Below are 20,155 nucleotides of genomic sequence, written 5' to 3' on the forward strand. Positions count from 1 at the left end.
AGGATTTTATCTTCGATAAAATTTAATACGTTAAACTTGCTGAAAATCTTTGATTTTCTTGCGCCTTAAAACAGTCTTTTATTAAAACTTTGCGCCTTAGCGTTTCTCCAACCATTTTATTATCATTGAAGATATTTTAAACAAAAAAAGTGCGATTCCGAAAAACCGCACTTCAAACAATATTAATTTAATTGACTACTTCCAACCGCCACCTAGAGCTCGGTATAAATCTACAATACTGCTTAATCTCTGTCTTTTTACGGATGCAAGATTTAGTTCAGCCTGTAAAGAATTTCCCTGAGCTGTAATTACTTCCAGGTAATTTGCCATTCCGCCTTTGTAAAGCATTTCGGCACTTTTAATTCCGTTTTTCAACGTTGCAACTTGTTCGGTTGCTTTTTGTTCCTGAACTTTTAAGCTTTCGTTTGAAACTAATGCGTCAGAAACTTCACCTACTGCATTTAAAACAGATTGACGGAACGCTAACACGTTTTTCTCTCTCTGAATTTTAGCAACATTTAAATCGGTTTTCAATTGTCTTTTCTGGAAAATAGGCTGAGTTAATCCTCCTAAAACAGAACCGAACAAAGATGCCGGAATCTGAAACCAGTTATCAATTTTAAATGAATTTACTCCACCGTTTGCTGTGATTTTCAATGCAGGATACATATTTGCCTGAGCAATTCCAACCATTGAATTGGATTCCAACAACACCAATTCCTGCTGACGAACATCCGGACGACGACTTACCATTGCTGCAGGAAGTCCTGTAGAAATATTTTGAGGTAAAGAAGTGTCGGACATTTCGATGGTTCTATTCACTTTATTTGGATTTTCACCCACCAAAATACTCAATGCATTTTCCTGAATCGCAATATTTTGTTCCAATTGAGTGATCAAAAGTTCCGTAGATTGCTTTTGAGCAGTTGCCTGCTGAACACCCAATGAAGTGGTGTCGCCACTTTGCCACATCTTTTCTGTGATTGATAAGGTGTTATTGCTTAATTCTAAATTAGATTTTGCAATATTCATTTGTTTGTCAAGCATCAACAGATTATAATATCCTTGAGCAATCGCTGCAACAACCTGTGTCTGAATTGCTTTTGTAGCTTCATAAGTCTGAAGATATTGCATTCTAGAAACCTCTTGTTGATTTTTAATTTTCCCCCAAATATCAGCTTCCCAAGATAAATTAAAGGCTGCATTGTAATCTTCAACATGGCTTTGACCTAAAAATAAATTTAAGCTTTGTCCATTCATGCTGTTTTTTGATGGTTTTGAAATCTGCGCTGAAACCCCGAAACCAACATCAGGATATTGAAGATATTTTGCCTGTTTCAATCTTTCCTGTGAAGAAGCAACTTGCTTTAAAGCAATCTGAAGGTCATAATTATGGTTAATTCCTTTTTCAATTAAACCTTGTAAAATTGGGTCGCTGAAAAATTGTTTCCATTCCAGGTTGGCAACACTTGCAGTATCTGCGGTTGCCGTGTATTGGAATTTCTCTGGAAGCTCAAGCTCCGGTTCTGTATATGCCAATTTAGAGACACACGAAACCGAGCCAATAGCTAATATAAATGTGAGAAAAATATTCTTTATTCTTTTCATATGGAGATATTTATTTTATTAAAAGGTCATATGTAATCGCTGGATTTTATTGAAATTTTCGTTTCCAAGTGATGGCGATTTCATAGTTTTTTAAACTTTTAATTGAATACAAAACTTTGAGAGTTTTTATTTTAAAACAAAGATGTCTTTAGTAGGAGAAAATACTTTGCTTTTATAATATTAGTTTGAATAGTTGCTGCTCTATTTTTTTAATTTTTAACGCAAAGGCTTATTTTTAATTCTTAATATTTTAAGGAGCAAAGTTGTAATCAATTAAAATTGATTTTAAGAAGCGAACTTTTAATCATTTAGCTTCATCAGCGACTTGTCGCTTTTCTTTGCATCTTTAATAAACATTATATTTAAAATTCTTTGCGTTTAAAATTTCAATTTAAATCTCTCAAAGTTTGTAATTCATTTTTATTAATGAGCAGTTGCTAAAAGTTCTTCCTGTTGTTTTTGTTTTAACAGTCTTTTTTGTTTTCTGCTTGGCATTTTTTCATGTAGATATTGGAAGATCACATACATCACCGGAATGATGAAAATCCCGAATACAACTCCTGTAAACATCCCTCCAACTGTACTGATACCGATAGAGTGGTTACCTTTTGCAGCTGCACCTTGTGACCAAACCAACGGAAGCATACCGATGATGAAGGCAAATGAGGTCATCAAAATTGGTCTTAAACGTAATCTTGAAGCCTGAAGTGCAGATTCAATTAATGTTTTTCCTGCTTTTCTTCTTTGTACGGCAAATTCTACAATCAAGATGGCGTTCTTCGCTAACAATCCGACGAGCATGATTAATCCAACCTGAACGTAAATATTATTATCAATTCCAGCTAATCCTGTGAAAGCAAATACCCCGAAAACTCCTGTAGGAATCGTTAAAATAACGGCAAACGGAAGAATATAACTTTCATACTGAGCTGCCAGTAAGAAATACACAAATAAGATACTCAACATGAAAACAAAAGCTGTTTGTCCGCTTGTTTTGATCTCTTCACGGGTGATACCTGTCCATTCGTAGCCGTAACCTCTAGGAAGTGATTTTTGAGCAACTTCTTCTACAGCTTTAATCGCATCTCCGGTACTGTAACCAGGTTTCGGAGTTCCGTTAATTGTCACAGCGTTGAATAAGTTATTTCTTGTCACTGTTTCAGGCCCGAAAGTTCTCTTTAAAGTCACTAAAGTCTTTACGGGAACCATTTCGCCTGTCTTATTTTTAACATAAATTCCCTCAAGAGAATTCGCATCTGTACGATAAGGAACATCTGCCTGAGCCATTACTCTGTAATATTTCCCGAATCTGTTGAAATCTGAAACGAAGCTACTTCCGTAATAGATCTGCATCGTTTGCATCAATTCTGTCACAGAAACTCCCAGCTGATTTGCTTTATCTGAATCTACATCAATTGTATATTGCGGGTTTCCTGCTGCATACGTTGTAAAGGCAAATGCAATTTCAGGACGTTTCATTAATTCTCCGATAAATGCCTGAGTTGTTGTTCCCAATTGCTCAAACGAACCGCTGGTTTTATCCTGAAGCATAAATTCAAAACCGGAAACGTTACCAAAACCTTGTACTGTAGGGAAGTTGAAGAAGAATGCGCTGGCATCTTTCACCTGTGCTACTTTTCCTGTCAATGCAGCTGCAATTTGATCAGGATCTTTCATGTCGCCACGTTTGTCATAATCTTTAAGTTTAATAAAACCTGCAGAATATGGAGACGCGTTGGCATTACTGATGAAGTTCAAACCATCGGCTACCCAAAGGTGATTGGTTGCTTTTTCACCATTTACAATCTTATCAATTTGTTCTGTTGCTCTGTGTGTTCTTTCCAATGAACTTCCTGGAGGTGTATTCACAGCATATAAAACGAAACCTTGATCCTCTGTAGGAATAAATCCTGACGGAGCTTTTTTAATTAAGAAAACACTTGCTCCGGTGATTAAAGCTAAACCAGCTATACCCACCCATTTGTTTTTAATTAAAAATTTAAGACTGTAAATATATTTTTTAGTCATATTATTAAAGGCAACGTTGAATGCGTTGAAAAACTTCGCACCAAAACCTTTTTTATGACCGTGATCTCCATGTTCTCCCTGAGGATCATTTAATAATAATGCACAAAGAGCAGGACTTAATGTTAAAGCGTTTACCGCTGAAATCATGATCGCAATAACCAATGTAAAGGCAAACTGTCTGTAGAAAACCCCCGCAGGACCCTGCATGAAACCAACCGGAATAAACACGGCACACATCACCAATGTAATGGAAATGATCGCCCCGGAAATTTCACTCATTGAGCTTGTTGTAGCTTGTTCTACAGGCATTCCTGTGTGTTCCATCTTGGAATGGACGGCTTCGACGACGACAATCGCGTCATCCACCACAATACCAATCGCAAGAACCAATGCAAACAAAGTCAACATATTGATACTGAAACCAAATAATTGAAGGAAGAAAAATGTACCGATAATCGCAACCGGAACCGCAATCGCAGGAATTAATGTAGATCTGAAATCCTGAAGGAAAATAAATACTACAATAAATACCAGGACAAATGCAATCACTAAAGTTTCTACCACCTGATGAATTGATGCATCCAGGAAGTCTTTAGAGTTATACATGATAATCGGTTTTACTCCTTTTGGAAGCGTTGTTGAAAACTGATCAACCTGTTTTTCAATTTCTGTTAAGATCTCGTTCGCATTGGAACCTGCTGTTTGGAGGATCGCAAAACCCGCTACAGGCTTACCATCCACTCTATTAGCTGCTGTGTATGTATATGAACCGAATTCTACTCTCGCTACATCTTTTAATCTTAAGAATGAACCGTCATTATTGGCTTTAATAGCAATATTTTCGTAGTCTTCGTTTTTGTTTAATTTACCTTTATATTTAAGGATATATTCGTAAGTTTCCTTACTTCCCTGTCCAAGACGTCCCGGAGCAGCTTCAAGGTTATGATCTTTAATAGCTGCCATAACTTCCTGTGGAGAAAGACCATTGGCTGCTAATCTGTCTGGTTTTAACCAAATTCTCATCGAGTAATCTCTCGTCCCGAAAACCTGAGCCTGAGCAACTCCCGGAATACGCTGAATTTGTGGAATTACATTAATTTTAAGGTAATTCTGTAAGAAAAGCTCGTCGTATTGTTTAGGATCATCACTCGAAAGTCCCATAAACATAATCATACTGTTCTGAACTTTCTGCGTCGAAATTCCCGCCTGTACAACTTCTTGTGGAAGCTGGCTCATCGCTTTTGATACACGGTTTTGAACGTTTACGGCTGCATTATCTGCATCTGAACCTTGTTTGAAAAATACGCTCAAAGTCATTGTACCGTCATTACTTGAGTTTGACGTCATGTAAGTCATATTCTCAACACCGTTCACCGCCTCTTCAATAGGAACCGCAACCGAACGGGCTACAACTTCCGCATTCGCACCCGGATAAAATGCCGTCACCTGTACGCTTGGTGGCGCAATATCCGGAAACAGGGTAATCGGAAGGTTGAAAACCGATAGCGCTCCCAAGAGTAAGAGTATGATGGAGATGACCGTTGAAAGTACCGGTCTTTCTATAAATTGTTTTAACATAAGAAGTTTATTTTTTTAAGTCTTCTGTTTTTTTGAAAAGGATTGTTACAAAGGTTTTGCTCTAAGCAAACTATCAGAAGAAATGACTTTTGGCTGAATGGCAACACCGTCTTTCAATGCTCCGATTCCTGTAAATACGATTTTATCTCCCACAGCAAGTCCTTCTGAAATGAAGTAATAACTATCTGTTTTTCCAGAGATTTTTACAGGTTTTCCGGTTACTTTTTTATCCTTTCCAACTACATAAACGTAGGTTTTGTCTTGGATTTCAAAAGTTGCTTCTTGTGGAATAACAAGTGTACTTGTGAATAATTGAGGCATACGAACTCTACCCGTATTTCCGGTTCTCAACGTTCCGTGTGCATTCGGGAATACGGCGCGAACGCTGATTGCTCCTGTACTTTTGTCAAACTGTCCGTCAACAATGCTCATTTTACCTTTTTCAGGATAGGTGCTGTTGTCTGCAATTACCAAGTCTACCATTGGCATGTTTTTCAGTTTCTCGTTTAAAGTTGCTCCGGGATATTTATTTTGAAAAGCAATAAAATCCAGTTCGCTTAAAGAGAAATAGGCATAAATTTCGCTGATGTCAGATAACAGAGTCAATGGACTTGGATCTGTTCTTGAAATTAGGCTTCCTTTTTTGTAAGGAATTCTTCCGATGTATCCGCTAACTGGTGCTGTGATCGTAGTAAATCCTACATTGATTCTAGCTCCGCCAACAGAAGCTTTTGCCTGAGCTGCGGCTGCCACAGCTGCGGCATAATTTGCTTTTGCAGTTTTCATCTGTACATCAGAAACTACTTTCGCGCTTACCAAAGGCTGAAGTCTGTCAACCTCAACTTTAGCTTTCTGAATGTTTGCATTGGCAACTTGTAAATTAGCTTGTGCCATATTCATTTGCTCACCATAAGCTCTTGAATCTATTTTAAATAAAGGTTGTCCGGCTTTTACATAAGCGCCTTCCTCTACATAAATTCTATCTAAATATCCGTCAACCTGAGATCTGATCTCTACATTGTTTTTTCCTTCTAAAGCTGTCGGGAATTCCTGATAAACTGTTGCAGGAGATGTGATTACGGTATAAACTGGCAATTCTGGTGCAGGTGGAGCAGCGTTTGATCCTTCGGCTGCCTTGGTGCAATTCTGTAAAAGGATAATACTTGAAATTAGTATGATAATCCTCGTTTTTGCAAGTGTTTTCATTTTAAGTTTAAATTTTTAATGAAGTGTTAGATTAAGTAGTATTGTTTTTAATTTAAATTCCGTTATTTTTCCTAACAGTGTTAATGGTTAGTTCAAAAAAAATTACAGAATTCTTAATATTGAGTAAATTATTGTTTACATGATTACAATTTTTTTAATGTTGATTTTAAATGTATAAATAATGTGTGTAGTGTTATTTTTCCTAACGGTGTTAATGATAAGGAAAGAAAATTACATAAAGTAATGCTATAAAATTAGTCTTCATTTTTAAAGTTTTTTTCTTTTTTAGTTTAAAAAAAAATTGAATAATGTTAATTATTCTGTGTTACTTTTCCTAACGGTGTTAATTTTTGGTTCAAAAAAAAATTACAAAGATTTAACAAAAGCCGCAACCGTTTCGTCTAATGTTGTTTTATTCATTGTAGAAGGGATATCATCGTTACGCATCATCATAATAGAGATCAAACCATGCACCGCAGAAAATAAAGCGTGAGAGGAGTGACAGGCATTATCAGGATTTGAACCTTTTTTCTTGATGATTTCATAGGTACAATCATAGATCATATCCTGAAACGAAGAAAATTCTTCTTTCATCAAACCTTTTCCGCTGCATTGCATTCCAAGACCAAACATTAGCTGGTAATATTCTTTATTTTTAAATGCAAACTTCCAATAAGCATCAACAATAGCTGTAATCTGCTCTTCGGGAGTATCGTGCTTTTTCTGAGCCTTTAATAATTCTATGTGTAGACAATGAAAACCGTTCAGTGAAATTTCAAACAGAATTGCTTCCTTGTTTTCAAAGTAATCGTAAACTACTGGCGCACTGTATTCTATAGCGTCTGCAATTTTACGTATTGAAAGCGAGGCCCAACCTTCCGTTTTAGCCAAAGAAAAAGCCGCATCCAAAATATTGGCACGTATTGATTCTTTTTCTCTTTGACGACGTTCATGTAAGCCCATGATATTTATTTTACTAACAGTGTTAGCAAAACTACAAACTTTTAAGTATAACTTCCAAATGTTATTCTATATTTAACACTAACGAATGATTTTAAAGTATTTTCATAAATAGGCTGAAAGCTGCAAGAATGGGAGTTTATGTAAGTGATTTTGAAATTATTGTAAAAAGTAATGGGATAAATAGCCTAATTCGATTGGATTATAATTGTTTTTCAAATTATGTAACTTCTTCCTTCTGCTTCAAGCTTCTTTACCTATATAATAAAAGAAATATTTATCTTTGTGGCTAAATAAAAAAGATATGAATACTCCCTCAAATATGATCGCATTAGGAACAAAAGCTCCTTTTTTTGAGCTTCCGAACCCTTCAAAAAGTAATGAAATTCAATCATTGGATGATTTGAAAGGTAAAAAAGGAACATTGATGATCTTTATGTGCAACCATTGCCCGTTCGTTCTTCACGTAATCGACAAATTGAATGAATTATATGAAGACTATAACGAAAGAGGAATAGAATTCATCGCGATCAACGCTAATAACGTAGAAAAATATCCGGATGATTCTCCAGAGAAAATGATCGAATTCCAAATCGAAAAGAACTTTGATTTTCCTTATTTATATGACGAAAGTCAAGCGATCGCAAAAGCATACGAAGCGGCATGTACACCGGATTTCTTTTTCTTTGATGAGAAATTAGACCTTATTTACAGAGGACAAATGGATGATTCAAGACCTGGAAATAATAAAGATGTTACGGGTGAAGATTTAATTATCGCTTTTGAAAATCTTTTATTAGGCGAGCCTCAGGAAGATATCCAAAGACCAAGCATGGGTTGTAATATTAAATGGAAATAAATTTTCATTTTGTTTAAAATATATGAAAGCTGTTCTATAAAAGAACAGCTTTTTTAATTCAAGATAGAATGGTGATTTTATTTACATTCAGGAAGTGATAATAGATTGTTTTTTGTTGAGTTATCTGCTTCTGTTTTTAAATATTTGGTTCCATTATTAGTTTCAGCTGTAATAACTTTTACTTCATTATTATTACTATCTGTAACATAAGCTTTACCATTTTCATCCTTTATCCAATTGTATATTTGCAACCTAGTGTGTTTTCCAGTTTTTTTGGTTTCTTCATTTATCCAGCCTAAGTCTGTAATTGCTAAATTTGGATTTTCGTGGTATCCATTGTCTTTGTTGATACATGTAATTCTAATTGCCATAATTTTGTAATTAATATTGTTAATAAATTATTTCCTACGAAAATAAATTATACTAATTACTATTCCTTATGGTTTTCCGTAAACGAAAAAGGTAAATTTTATTATATTTCGTATATATTTTAATGTATTGATTTCTATTGTGTTTAAAAGTTATTAACACGGTTATCCACAGAGTTATCCACAATTTTAAATTAAAAACTAGCCTTGATTTTAACTTCCTTTTCAATCTTCAAATCGACATTCACCTTACTAGGAGAATAATTTTTAATAAACTCAGAAGGCGTTTTTTGGGTGTATTTTTTAAACATTCTATTAAAATAAGTCACATTATTAAAACCGCAACTGTAACTGCATTCTGAGATGCTTTTATCCTGAGCCATTAGCAAACAAGCCTTATTAATACGATATCGGTTCACAAATTCTGTAAACGTAATTTGTGTGGCTTTTTTGAAAAAATTACAGAAAGCGGGAAGGGTGAGATTCGCAAGTTTTGCAACATCTTCGATATTAATTTCCTTGTCATAATTGTGTTCAACAAAGGTGAAAATATTTTCCAGACGCGTTTTATTTCTTGAAATGATCGTGTACGGCATAATTTCTTTATTTAAAAGCTCATAATCCGTACATTTTGAAAGCTCGAAAAGAATTTCAAGCAACAATAAATATCTTTTATAGCCTTCAGATTCCAGCATTAATTTTAACCTTGGAAGCATTGCTTTTTTGACCTTAGTATGAAATTGAATCCCATATTTTGAAAGCTCCAACAGATTTTTAATAGATCTTGCTTCAACTTCTTGCTGGGGAAACTGCAAAATATCTTCCTTGAACTGCAAAACAATTTCTTCATGCGGATCAATAGAGTTTAATCCAAATCCGGAGTGTGGAATATTAGAACCAATTAATACCAGATCGCCGTTCGTATAGTTGCTTTTGTGGTAACCAACGTGGCGTGTTCCGTTCCCCGAAATCACGCACACGAGTTCAATTTCGGGATGGTAATGGTATTCCCATTTAAATTCCGAAATAGGTGAGTTGTTGTGAATTGTGCGAAAAGAGCTCTTTTCATCGGGGATCACTCGTTCAAATGTAACTTTCATTCAGTTAATCGTATTTTATCGACTAAAATAATAATTATATTAATATAGTTCAAATATTCATTTACTATGTTAAATTAACGTTAAGTAAAATGCTTCTATCTTAGCCACCAAGAAATTATTTAATGAAAAATTTCAACATAAAGGCGGTTTTATTTTTAAATTATTTTGTTTTTGCAATTCTATTGAATTCTGTGGGAACGGTAATTTTACAGATGCAGCAAAATTTCGGAATTTCGAAATCTTCTGCAAGTATTTTGGAGGGTTTTAAAGACTTGCCGATTGCTATTTGTTCGTTTATTTTAGCATCTTTTTTACCAAAAATAGGAATCAAGAAATCAATGTTGATTGCATTGTTTTTGGTGAGCTGTATGTGTTTTGTAATGCCTTTTTCTAATGATTTCTGGTTTTTCAAATTGCTGTTTACGATTGTCGGAGTTTCTTTTGCTTTGATTAAAATTTCGGTTTTTACATCTATCGGATTGGTGACGAATACAGATAAAGAGCACTCAAGTTTTATGGGATATCTGGAAGGGTTTTTCATGATCGGAGTGTTGGTTGGAAATGTTTTATTCAGCTTATTTATAGACGACCATAATCCGAAATCTACCCATTGGCTGAATGTTTATTGGGTGTTGGGCGCACTTTCCGCATTATCATTTTTGTTTCTTTTCTTTTCTAAATTGAATGAAAATGAAGCAAAAAGTGAAAAAACAGACCTGCTGGGAGACTTAAAAAACAGCGCAAGTTTATTCAGTTACAGAAAAGTGTTGTTCTTTTTATTATGTGCTTTTCTTTTTGTTTTGGTAGAGCAGAGTTTCCAAACTTGGACGCCAACTTTTTATAAAGAAATCCTAAAAGTTCCGACTTCGATGAGTATTCAGGCGGGTGCGGTTTTGGCGGGTGCTTTTGCGCTGGGAAGATTTTTATCAGGGTTTTTCTCGAAAAAATTCAGTTGGATTTACGTTGTTTCCTTTTGCGTGATTGGTTTTGCAATAAGTATTTTATTGGTTTTACCTTTAACTCACAATATTCATATCGACACAGGAACAACTTGGCTGAACGCTCCATTAGTTGTGTATTTATTTCCATTAATGGGCGGTTTATTAGCTCCGATTTATCCAAGTATTAATTCTGTGATTTTAGCATCAATTCCAAAATATTTACACAGTGCAATGTCTGGTTTGATTGTCGTTTTTTCTGCAATCGGAGGAACGATAGGTTCGATAATTACAGGTTTTGTATTTGAAAAATTTAGCGGACAGCAGGCGTTTTACCTTTCATTAATTCCACTTTCAATGTTGATTGTTTCGGCAATTTTCATGAATAAATTAAAAATAAATCCTAAAAAATAAAAATGAGTAATCAACTTTACATAAACGAAATTCAGGTTCTTTTTGATGATGTTCAAAGATCTAAAGTTTTTGAAGATCAAAAGATGATGACAGATGCAGTTCCATTATTTTCTATTGCTGAAATTAACTCAAAATATGAAAAGGAAAAAGATACAGAAGGTTTCTATTTAAAAGCTTTTGTAATGTCAAATTTCGATTTTTTGGGCGCTAAAATTTCTATCACGAGAGAAAAGCAGTTGCCAATTAACGAACATATCGAAAAATTGTGGGATGAACTGACAAGAACTGCTTACGAAGAAAAAGGAACATTATTAAAACTTCCAAAGCCTTATGTTGTTCCTGGAGGGCGTTTCAATGAATTTTTCTATTGGGACAGCTATTTTATTATGCTTGGTTTACAGGTTTCAGGAAGAGTGGAAATGATGGAAAATATTATTGAAAACTGTTCTTATTTAATTCAAACAGTTGGATTTGTGCCGAATGCGAGCAGAACTCATTTTTTGAGTCGTTCTCAGCCACCGTATTTTTCGTTGATGCTTGATTTGCTTTTTGAAACTACAAAAGATGAAAATATTTACATCAAATATCACGATACACTGGAAAAAGAATATGCTTTCTGGATGAATGGTGAAGAAGGTTTAGAAAATGGTTCTAATACAAAAAGAGTTGTAAAAACAGTTGACGGAGATATTTTAAACCGTTATTATGACGCAGAAAATGAACCTCGTCCTGAAAGTTATTTAATTGATATTGAAGACAGCGAAAATACAGGAGACGAATTTTACAGAAATATAAGAAGCGCCTGCGAATCGGGTTGGGATTTCTCCAGCAGATGGTTTGCAGATGGCGAAACGATACAAACAATAGAAACACTGAACCTTGCTGAGGTAGATCTGAACTGTCTTTTATGGCATTTGGAAAAAACATTGGCAAAATCTTCAGTGCTACAAAATTTAACAGAAAAGGAATTTTACTTTACTCAAAGAGCAGCAAAGCGAAGACAGATGATCGATAAATACTTTTGGGATGAAAACATGTATAAAGATTATCACACAAAAAAACACACAACAACACCGTCTGAACATATTGCTGCTCTTTATCCTTTATTCCTTGGTTTGGCCAGTGAAGAACAGGCGAAATCTGTTGCAAAAAATATAGAAGAAAAGTTCTTGTATCAAGGTGGATTGGTTACTACAACCAAAAACTCAGGGCAACAATGGGATTTACCGAATGCTTGGGCGCCTTATCAATGGTTAGGTTTTAAATCAATGAAAAATTATGGATTTGATGATCTTGCCGAGAAAATTAAAAATAACTGGTGTTCGAATGTTGAAAGAGTATACAACAACACCGGAAAATTAATGGAGAAATATAATGCATTAGACACGGAAACAATTGCCGGAGGTGGAGAATATCCAAATCAGGACGGTTTCGGTTGGACGAACGGTGTTTATTTAAAATTAAAACAAAATTAAAACTAACTATAAAAAAATCATATGGCTATGAAAAAAAAATCGATCTTTTTAATTGCCGGTATTGCAACGCTTTATTTCAACAATGCGTATGCTCAGGAAACTCCACAGGATTCTACCAGATCGGCGTCTATTGAACAAGTCGTAATTACCGGGAACTCAAATCCTAAAAAGAAAATTGAATCCAGTACCGCAATTTCTACCTTCAGTGCAAAAGAAATTCAGAAACAAAACCCGATCAGTGCGGCTGCTTTATTACAGAGAGTTCCGGGGTTTGCCGTGGAGACTTCTGGTGGTGAAGTAGGAAACAACCTTTTCGCAAGAGGTATTCCTTCTGCAGGAGCTTATGAATTTGTGCAGGTTCAGGAAGATGGATTACCTGTTTTCGAAGATGGAGCTTTACAGTTTGCTAACGCAGATAATTTCTTCCGTGTTGATAATTCAGTAAGTAGATTAGAAGCTTTGAGAGGAGGTTCAGGGTCTATTTACGCAACGAACTCTCCCGGAGGTTTGATCAACTTTATTACAAAAGAAGGAGGTAACGATTTTAAAGGAACTGCAAAACTTGAAACGAGCACTTACGGATTAATGCGTACCGATGTCAACTTGGGTGGCGCTTTGGTTCAGGATAAATTGTTCTTCAATGTTGGCGGTTTCTACAGAAGCGATGACGGAATCAGAAAAACTGGTTTTAAAGCCAATCAGGGTGGACAAATCAGAATGAATCTGAAATACGTTTTTGATAAAGGATACGCTAAAGTTTATTATAAAAAACTAGACGACAGAAATACATTCTATCTTCCGATTCCTTTGGTGAGAGACGGAAATGATATAAAAGAATTCGGTGGTTTTGATGCTAATTATGGAACTTACAGCTACAGAACGATCAGTCAGTTAAATATTCCCCAAGCAGGCGGCGGATTTTTCAACAGAAATTTAGAAGATGGAATTCATCCGAAAGTTGATGTTTTAGGAGCAGAATTTAAATATGATCTTGGAAATAATTTCTCCGTTTTAAACAAAACAAGATATACCAATATCAATATGAATTACACGGGAATTTTCCCGGCTGGCACACCTCAATTGGCGTCTGATTTTGCTAAAGCAAATGGAATTGCCGGAAACAATTTCCAATATTCATCAGTAAGCTCAGGAGCAATTATGAATCCGGCTTATGTTCAGGAATTAGGTTTCTGGGCAATTGATAAGCAGATGAATAACTTTGTAAATGATTTACAATTCAATTATAAATTTGACAAAGGAAATGTAACGGCAGGTTTCTATAAATCAAACTGGAAATCCCACCAATACTGGAACTGGAGCAATATTCTAACAACAGCAACAGACAGACCTGAGCTTCTTAATTTAGTTGATACTTCATTAACACCAAACAGTGTTGGATATTCTAAAACTTATAATGGAGTTACGGATATGACTTTCCTTCAGAGAGATACACAGACTCAAGGAAGTCTGAATGATCTTTATGCAAATTTAGACTATAATATTACGGATGATTTAAGTGTTAATGCAGGACTTCGTTATAGTCATGATTATTATAAAGGAAATTTTGCTAATACAACGACTGCTAATCTTAATAACTCAGGATTAACGACAGATGGAACTCATAGCTTTTTAACAACAACGGCAGACGATAATATGAGTGTTTTAGGAAATAAATACACGTATTGGAATTATAATATTGATAAAGTTTCTTTCACTCTTGCCGCAAACTATAAGATTAACAGAGAAAACGCAGTGTATGCTCGTTTTTCTAATGGTTTCAGATCTCCGAATGAAGAAGCGTATTATAATTATTTCTCCAATCCGACACCGGATCAGCCTTTGAAATCTGTATCAACCAATCAGTTTGAAGTTGGATATAAATATTATTCAAGAACATTTGATATTGCTGTAATTCCTTTTTATTCTACACTTAAAAATCTTTCGTTTACAGATGTTTTCTCTAACGGAACTTCAGAAAATACTTTTGCTAATACCAAAAACTTTGGGGTTGAGTTAGAAGGATATGCAAGATTGTTTGATAATGTATTGGAACTTACCTTTAACGGAACAATTCAAAATCCAAAATACGATGGTTTGGAAGCAGGAAGTGTTTTGGAGGGGAATGTAGTAAGAAGAATCCCGAAATTATATTTTAATATTTCACCAGCTGTAAATATTACAAAACAATGGAGAACTTATGTAAGCTATAATTATTATGGTAAGCGTTTTCAGGATCAGACCAATCAGGATACTTTACCTGCATTTGGTGAAGTTGGAGCCGGAATGTCTTATCAGCTAGGAAAAATACGTTTTGCGGTTGATGGAACGAATATTTTCAATACGATCGGAATTACAGAAGGAGATCCAAGATCACAATCTGTACAACAAGCAGGTAGTACGACAATTATGGCTAGACCAATTATGGGAGCTGCTGTAAGAGCATCAGTTGCATTTGATTTCTAAACAATTAGTTTTTTTTCATATCAAATTAAGAAACCGTCAGAAAAAATCTGACGGTTTTGTTTATCAATAGGAACGGGCTTTAGCCCGTTTATTTAAATTTTAAAATTCAATTGGCTTTAGCCAAAACTTATTTTGAAACGCAAAAAACGCAAATATTTTCACAAATACCCACAATCATCTGTGTAAATCTGAGTAATCTGTGGGAGAAAAACTATACATTAAGTTTATCATTTCGACGAAGGAGAAATTTATCACATAGATTCTTCACTTTCGCTCATTCTGAATAATAATGTAGTTGTAAAAACTCTAAAACCCTAAAACTTTCCCACACTAAAACCCTCAACCTCATTACTTCAAAAACGGATTATACTGCTTCTCAAAACCAATACTCGTAGGATTTCCATGACCTGAAAAAACCTGTGTTTCATCATCTAAAATGAAAAGTTTAGTTCTAATTCCATCAATTAATTGCTCGTAATTTCCTTTGTAAAGATCGGTTCTTCCGATACTTTGTTCAAAAATAACATCACCGGAAATCATAAATTTCTGATTTTCATTATGATAAACCACACTTCCCGGAGAATGTCCCGGAACATGATAAATTTTAAACTTTTCTCCATCAAGTTCTAATTCATCGCCTTCATTTACATATTCTATATCAACTTTTACAGGATCAATTTGAAAACCAAATCTCATTCCGCTTGCCTGAAGCATATCCAAAACTTCCTGATCTTCTTTATGTAAACTCACAGGAACTTTAAATGTATCAAAAGCCCATTGCAACCCCAAAACATGATCGATATGAGCATGAGTCAACAATATTTTCTGAATCTTTAATTCATTTTCTTTAATGAAATTATCGATCGCTTTTGTTTCCTGTTCGTTCATATTTCCCGGATCGATCAACCAGGCATTTTTGTTTTCATTATAAACGATATAAGTGTTTTCGCTTGCAAAATTGAATACGAAGCCTTGAATCTGAAGCATATGCTGAATGTTTTTATTAGGACAAATTTAACCACAAAAGTCACAAAAGCCTTATTTAAACTAAGATTATTTTTAAAGCTTCAAGATTATCATAGATTTTAATGAGAATATTTAGAATGTAACTTTCTGTCTTATTTGGCTGGTGTTAAACTTTAAAAACTTTTGTGCCTTTTGTGGTTTAAAAATTGATTTTTCGTTATCTTCGTCATAATGAAAACTTTGCGCATACTTTTACTTTCTTTGAGTGGTTTGGTTTTTGGACAAAACATCCAAAGTATACAATTGTTCAACCCACAGACGAATGATGAAACTCCGGTGATCAACCTTAATCAGACCTTGGTTTTAAGTTTTGATGATCTTACAAATTCAAGTGATATTTTTAGATATACGATCAAGCATTATGACAGAAACTGGCAGGATGATAATCTCTTCTTTACAGAATTTGCTAATGGAAGTTTAAATGGAATGATAGATAAATTTCAATATTCATTCAATACATTACAGGCCTACACACATTATACGCTGACGTTTCCTAATGATAAAATGCAGCCAAAGGTTTCAGGGAATTTTGAATTGATCGTTTATAAAGATTCTGCAGAAAAACCTCTTTTTAAAAGAAGATTTTATGTGGTTGAAGATAATGCGAACCTAGCTTTAAATATTTCAAGAATTTCGGATGCAAGAAATCCAAATGCGAACCAAAGGGTAGAGGTACAGGCGGTATCAAAAGGTGGAGACCTTTCTTCTAACGTCAATTCAATGAGTTTGAATGTGATGCAGAATAACAATCCGAACGTTACAGTCAATAATTTAAAACCAAGTGCGACTTTAGGAAATAAATTACTTTTCCAGCAAATGAATCTTGTTTTCCCCGGAAATAATGAATTTTATTATTTCGATAACAAAAACATGAATTTACCTGCAGATATGGTTCAGGCAACAGAATTGAAGGATGGGGTGAATCAAACCTATCTTCATCCGGTTTGGGCGTTTCCTCTGAATTATCAATATCAGCCGGACGTAAACGGAGCTTGGTATTACAGAAGAAACGACATCGGGCTTGAAAGAAATGCAGAAAGAGAAGCGGATTATTCTTGGGTATATTTCTCTCTGGAATCTGATCCTGTGGATAAAGAAATTTATGTGTTGGGAGGTTTTAATAATTTTAAACCAAGCAAAGAAAACCAAATGCAATATGATGAAGCGGGGAAAAAATATGTTGCTAAAATATTCCTGAAACAAGGTTTCTACAACTATATTCTGGCTACAAAAAATCCTGATGGTTCATTGAATTTCGGTGAAGTCAACGGTAATTTCTGGCAGACGGAAAATCTTTATCAGGCATTTTTATATTATGCGCCTTTCGGAAGAAGCTATGATGGTTTGATGGGGTATGGCGAGTTCAGAACTCCTGTGAGGAAATAAAAAACCTTATAGGTGTCAACTCCTATAAGGCCCTACATATAAAATAGTCCTGAAAAATGTGCTAATATTTTATTTAATCATTTTCAAATTAATTAATCTCCTTAAAGATTGCAGTAATAAATAAACTCTCATCATCTTCAAAAATATAATGAATGTGAACGGGGAAGTTCTGCATGCTCATTTGTTGGAGCTCTGTTTCGGGATCTTCAGAATTTTCTACAATTTGTTGGATTGATTCTTTCAGATCTTCCAGAAAATAGGCTCCTTTATGTTCTTTTTCTGCATTAAAAACTCTCATAAGAAGTCTTATATCGTTCTTTGCAATGGAGGACAAAAATACTTTCATCAGGCAAAATTCTTTTCCAGCTCAGAAATATTTTCATAAAAATCAAGTTTTGTCTTCGGATTCTCGTTGTGAAACTGAATTCTGTACAAAACTTCATCCATCTGAAACTGAGGAACGGAAAATCTATTCTGCATTTCTAACTTTTCTACCATTCTTGCCAAAGTTTGAAGCAATTCGGGAGTGAAGCTTTCGATCTTGTGTTTTAAAATTTCGGCAGTTGCATTCATCATTTTTAATTTTTATGGTTAATGCTTTTCTTTTGATAGGGTAAAGTTAAGAAAAATATTTAAATTTTGTAATTTTATTTAAAAATAATAGGGGTGTTTGTTTGAAATTGATATTTATTTGAAATTAAGTATCAAAATTAACGGGGTGGTTATAGAAAATATTGTTTTTTATTTTTTATTTGAAGCTTTTTCCAGCTTTCCGCTATATCTTTTGGGTTACGGGCTCCGCTTCGCTCTGCCCGCAACCCAAAAGGATGCCGCTGCAATCCGGGCTAGGGTGGTAGTCGTTCTTTCAAGATCCGTCATTGGTGAAGCAATCTCATAAAATATTTAGTGAAAAATAGATGCTTCGACTCCGCTCAGCATGACAGCTCTAATACTAACCATCTTATTTTACGGTAATTTGTAGCGATGTCATGCTGAGCGTAGTCGAAGCATCTATTAAATAAAAGTATATAAGTCAGATTTTAACCCAAAATATAAGTTGAAGCCGTCGGAATTTCCGACCATGCAAGTCAATATAGGTTTAAGCTGTCGGAAGTTCCGACGAGAACAATCAAATTAAGTTTAGACTTTCGGAGTTTCCGACGATAAGAAATTAAAAAGGTTTGAGCTTTCGGGAACTCCGACAACGCAAACCTATATTTACACAAAAAAATAACCCTCGTTTCCGAAGGTTACTATATTTTTAAACTAAATAAAATTCATTGAGTTTTTCCTCACAAAGTGTTTTCACGACTTCAATCCAACGGTCTTCATCGTTCAGACAAGGAATGTAATGGAAATTTTCTCCACCTCCGTGTAAGAACTGTTCTTTTCCTTCCACCGAAATCTCTTCTAAGGTTTCCAGACAATCAGAAACGAAGGCCGGACAAACAATTGCCAGGTTTTTCACTCCTTTTTTGCCGATACTTTCCAAAGTTTCGTCTGTATAAGGCTCCATCCATTTGTCGTTTCCTAATCTTGACTGGAACGTAACCATCACTTTTTCTTTGGGTAATCCTAATTTTTTAATGACAGAATTGGTGACATCAAAACATTGGTGACGATAACAAAACTGATGACTCGGATTATCTTTACGCGAACAGCAATCGTTTAAATTACACGTGTTTGTAGGGTCGGTTTTATAAATGTGCCTTTCCGGAACTCCGTGATAAGAGAACTGTAAAGCATCGAAGTTTTCAGGAAGTTTTTCTCTGATACTTTCTGCCAGACAATCGGTGTAGATCTCTCTATTGTAAAAAGGCTGAATATAATTGATTTTTATATTTGGGAAGCTCTTTTTTCTAACTTCTTCTGCTTTATCAATAACAGTTTCGGTTGTACTCATCGCATATTGCGGGTACAATGGGAAAAGTACGATTTCGGTAACGCCTTGATCAACCAATTTTTGAATTCCAGCTTCAATACTTGGTTGAGCGTATCTCATCCCGATTTCAACAGGAACATCTACCAGTTTTTGTAGCTTCTTCTGAATTTTTTCAGTGATCACAATCAAGGGTGAACCTTGCTCTGTCCAAACCGTTTTATAAGCTTCTGCAGATTTTGCAGGTCTTGTATTTAAAATAATTCCACGCACTAAAAGGGCTCGAAATATCCAACGATAATCAATTACCTTTTCGTCCATCAGGAATTCGTCAAGATATTCCTTTACATCATTTACCGCCGTTGATCTTGGTGAGCCAAGATTTACTAATAGAATTCCCTTCATTATTTATTTAGATTTTCCAGTTGTCCATCAACAGTCGGACCATAGTTTTTCTTTAAGTGAAATATATACACTTCTCTGGCAAGCATTTCCTCATCTTTTGTTATTCCAAAAGTGGCAAGGTATTTATCGTCTTTCTCAGAGATTATTTTGGTGAACAGTGCAAAATACTCTTCAGGATGTTCACTTAAGAAATTTTCTCCCTTTGATTTTTTTATTTCGTCCTGAGTTTCTTTGTCAAGCTTATAATAATAGTGAACATAGTAATCCAGGAAAGTCGTATTCTTTTTATTAAGCTTATCAAAAACAACATCCATTTTCTGAAGGCTGTCTTTGGCTAAATTAGATTTCACAAGATCTTCATGAAATCCGGCATTAATATTAGAATGCGACTCAGTTTCTTTCTTACATGAAAAAATACTTAGGCTGAAACAAATTAAAAGAAGAAATATTCTCATATTTAAT

Annotated in this window: 16 protein-coding genes; 5 read left to right on the top strand and 11 right to left on the bottom strand. The window is 34.7% G+C overall.

Annotated elements, in window-relative coordinates; translation table 11 throughout:
• Positions 1 to 195: 195 nt before the first annotated feature.
• The 4 genes from AC1Q7L_RS16435 to AC1Q7L_RS16450 form a co-directional block, all read right to left on the bottom strand.
• Positions 196 to 1,608, bottom strand: coding sequence for an efflux transporter outer membrane subunit (locus AC1Q7L_RS16435; protein WP_492307785.1), 1,413 nt, complete (start codon positions 1,606 to 1,608; stop codon positions 196 to 198).
• A 423-nt stretch (positions 1,609 to 2,031) separates the two neighbouring features.
• A complete protein-coding gene (locus tag AC1Q7L_RS16440) occupies positions 2,032 to 5,214 on the bottom strand; it encodes an efflux RND transporter permease subunit (protein WP_410692965.1) in 3,183 nt (1,060 codons plus the stop codon).
• Positions 5,215 to 5,259: 45 nt separating this feature from the next.
• Entirely contained in the window at positions 5,260 to 6,420 is a 1,161-nt protein-coding gene (locus AC1Q7L_RS16445; RefSeq protein WP_410692964.1) for an efflux RND transporter periplasmic adaptor subunit, read from the bottom strand.
• A 366-nt stretch (positions 6,421 to 6,786) separates the two neighbouring features.
• A complete protein-coding gene (locus AC1Q7L_RS16450; protein WP_410692963.1) occupies positions 6,787 to 7,383 on the bottom strand; it encodes a TetR/AcrR family transcriptional regulator in 597 nt (198 codons plus the stop codon).
• Between the two features lie 301 nt (positions 7,384 to 7,684).
• On the opposite strand from AC1Q7L_RS16450, the gene AC1Q7L_RS16455 reads away from it, so the two are divergent.
• The gene (locus tag AC1Q7L_RS16455) at positions 7,685 to 8,239 is read left to right on the top strand and encodes a thioredoxin family protein (protein ID WP_492307786.1); all 555 of its coding nucleotides are present in this window, start codon (positions 7,685 to 7,687) and stop codon (positions 8,237 to 8,239) included.
• 77 nt (positions 8,240 to 8,316) lie between these two features.
• On the opposite strand, the gene AC1Q7L_RS16460 is transcribed toward AC1Q7L_RS16455, so the two are convergent.
• Together AC1Q7L_RS16460 and AC1Q7L_RS16465 are read right to left on the bottom strand one after the other, a co-directional pair.
• Positions 8,317 to 8,610, bottom strand: coding sequence for a DUF3892 domain-containing protein (locus AC1Q7L_RS16460; protein WP_492307787.1), 294 nt, complete (start codon positions 8,608 to 8,610; stop codon positions 8,317 to 8,319).
• Positions 8,611 to 8,801: 191 nt separating this feature from the next.
• Positions 8,802 to 9,707, bottom strand: coding sequence for an AraC family transcriptional regulator (locus tag AC1Q7L_RS16465; protein ID WP_492307788.1), 906 nt, complete (start codon positions 9,705 to 9,707; stop codon positions 8,802 to 8,804).
• 122 nt (positions 9,708 to 9,829) lie between these two features.
• Between AC1Q7L_RS16465 and AC1Q7L_RS16470 the strand changes: the two genes are divergently transcribed.
• From AC1Q7L_RS16470 to AC1Q7L_RS16480, 3 genes are read left to right on the top strand one after another with little or no spacing between them, the layout of a single operon-like run.
• Positions 9,830 to 11,059 (top strand): MFS transporter, encoded by a 1,230-nt coding sequence (locus tag AC1Q7L_RS16470; RefSeq protein ID WP_492307789.1) that lies wholly within the window; start codon positions 9,830 to 9,832, stop codon positions 11,057 to 11,059.
• Between the two features lie 2 nt (positions 11,060 to 11,061).
• The gene (locus AC1Q7L_RS16475) at positions 11,062 to 12,534 is read left to right on the top strand and encodes a trehalase family glycosidase (RefSeq protein WP_492307790.1); all 1,473 of its coding nucleotides are present in this window, start codon (positions 11,062 to 11,064) and stop codon (positions 12,532 to 12,534) included.
• 27 nt (positions 12,535 to 12,561) lie between these two features.
• The gene (locus AC1Q7L_RS16480; RefSeq protein ID WP_492307791.1) at positions 12,562 to 14,997 is read left to right on the top strand and encodes a TonB-dependent receptor; all 2,436 of its coding nucleotides are present in this window, start codon (positions 12,562 to 12,564) and stop codon (positions 14,995 to 14,997) included.
• A gap of 348 nt (positions 14,998 to 15,345) precedes the next feature.
• Here the strand turns inward: AC1Q7L_RS16480 and AC1Q7L_RS16485 are convergent, their stop codons facing one another.
• Positions 15,346 to 15,984 carry an MBL fold metallo-hydrolase gene (locus AC1Q7L_RS16485; RefSeq protein ID WP_492307792.1) on the bottom strand — a complete coding sequence of 213 codons (639 nt, stop codon included), beginning with the start codon at positions 15,982 to 15,984 and terminating at the stop codon, positions 15,346 to 15,348.
• 210 nt (positions 15,985 to 16,194) lie between these two features.
• On the opposite strand from AC1Q7L_RS16485, the gene AC1Q7L_RS16490 reads away from it, so the two are divergent.
• Complete coding sequence (locus AC1Q7L_RS16490) at positions 16,195 to 17,409, top strand: type IX secretion system plug protein (protein WP_492307793.1); 1,215 nt, start codon at positions 16,195 to 16,197, stop codon at positions 17,407 to 17,409.
• Positions 17,410 to 17,497: 88 nt separating this feature from the next.
• Here the strand turns inward: AC1Q7L_RS16490 and AC1Q7L_RS16495 are convergent, their stop codons facing one another.
• From AC1Q7L_RS16495 to AC1Q7L_RS16510, 4 genes are all read right to left on the bottom strand, one after another.
• The gene (locus AC1Q7L_RS16495; RefSeq protein ID WP_492307794.1) at positions 17,498 to 17,755 is read right to left on the bottom strand and encodes a hypothetical protein; all 258 of its coding nucleotides are present in this window, start codon (positions 17,753 to 17,755) and stop codon (positions 17,498 to 17,500) included.
• Positions 17,755 to 17,982, bottom strand: coding sequence for a hypothetical protein (locus AC1Q7L_RS16500; protein WP_066755225.1), 228 nt, complete (start codon positions 17,980 to 17,982; stop codon positions 17,755 to 17,757). Before AC1Q7L_RS16500 ends, AC1Q7L_RS16495 begins: the two co-directional genes overlap by 1 nt.
• A gap of 688 nt (positions 17,983 to 18,670) precedes the next feature.
• Entirely contained in the window at positions 18,671 to 19,693 is a 1,023-nt protein-coding gene (hemH, locus tag AC1Q7L_RS16505; protein WP_410692955.1) for a ferrochelatase, read from the bottom strand.
• Positions 19,693 to 20,148, bottom strand: coding sequence for a hypothetical protein (locus AC1Q7L_RS16510; protein ID WP_492307795.1), 456 nt, complete (start codon positions 20,146 to 20,148; stop codon positions 19,693 to 19,695). Before AC1Q7L_RS16510 ends, hemH begins: the two co-directional genes overlap by 1 nt.
• Positions 20,149 to 20,155: the final 7 nt, after the last annotated feature.

It is taken from the genome of Chryseobacterium sp. GW823-FHT05E08 (assembly GCF_058795655.1).

Coding starts and splice junctions, on each gene's coding strand:
- AC1Q7L_RS16435 (WP_492307785.1), bottom strand. CDS start 1,608: ATGAAAAGAATAAAGAATATTTTTCTCACATTTATATTAGCTATTGGC.
- AC1Q7L_RS16440 (WP_410692965.1), bottom strand. CDS start 5,214: ATGTTAAAACAATTTATAGAAAGACCGGTACTTTCAACGGTCATCTCC.
- AC1Q7L_RS16445 (WP_410692964.1), bottom strand. CDS start 6,420: ATGAAAACACTTGCAAAAACGAGGATTATCATACTAATTTCAAGTATT.
- AC1Q7L_RS16450 (WP_410692963.1), bottom strand. CDS start 7,383: ATGGGCTTACATGAACGTCGTCAAAGAGAAAAAGAATCAATACGTGCC.
- AC1Q7L_RS16455 (WP_492307786.1), top strand. CDS start 7,685: ATGAATACTCCCTCAAATATGATCGCATTAGGAACAAAAGCTCCTTTT.
- AC1Q7L_RS16460 (WP_492307787.1), bottom strand. CDS start 8,610: ATGGCAATTAGAATTACATGTATCAACAAAGACAATGGATACCACGAA.
- AC1Q7L_RS16465 (WP_492307788.1), bottom strand. CDS start 9,707: ATGAAAGTTACATTTGAACGAGTGATCCCCGATGAAAAGAGCTCTTTT.
- AC1Q7L_RS16470 (WP_492307789.1), top strand. CDS start 9,830: ATGAAAAATTTCAACATAAAGGCGGTTTTATTTTTAAATTATTTTGTT.
- AC1Q7L_RS16475 (WP_492307790.1), top strand. CDS start 11,062: ATGAGTAATCAACTTTACATAAACGAAATTCAGGTTCTTTTTGATGAT.
- AC1Q7L_RS16480 (WP_492307791.1), top strand. CDS start 12,562: ATGAAAAAAAAATCGATCTTTTTAATTGCCGGTATTGCAACGCTTTAT.
- AC1Q7L_RS16485 (WP_492307792.1), bottom strand. CDS start 15,984: ATGCTTCAGATTCAAGGCTTCGTATTCAATTTTGCAAGCGAAAACACT.
- AC1Q7L_RS16490 (WP_492307793.1), top strand. CDS start 16,195: ATGAAAACTTTGCGCATACTTTTACTTTCTTTGAGTGGTTTGGTTTTT.
- AC1Q7L_RS16495 (WP_492307794.1), bottom strand. CDS start 17,755: ATGAAAGTATTTTTGTCCTCCATTGCAAAGAACGATATAAGACTTCTT.
- AC1Q7L_RS16500 (WP_066755225.1), bottom strand. CDS start 17,982: ATGAATGCAACTGCCGAAATTTTAAAACACAAGATCGAAAGCTTCACT.
- hemH (WP_410692955.1), bottom strand. CDS start 19,693: ATGAAGGGAATTCTATTAGTAAATCTTGGCTCACCAAGATCAACGGCG.
- AC1Q7L_RS16510 (WP_492307795.1), bottom strand. CDS start 20,148: ATGAGAATATTTCTTCTTTTAATTTGTTTCAGCCTAAGTATTTTTTCA.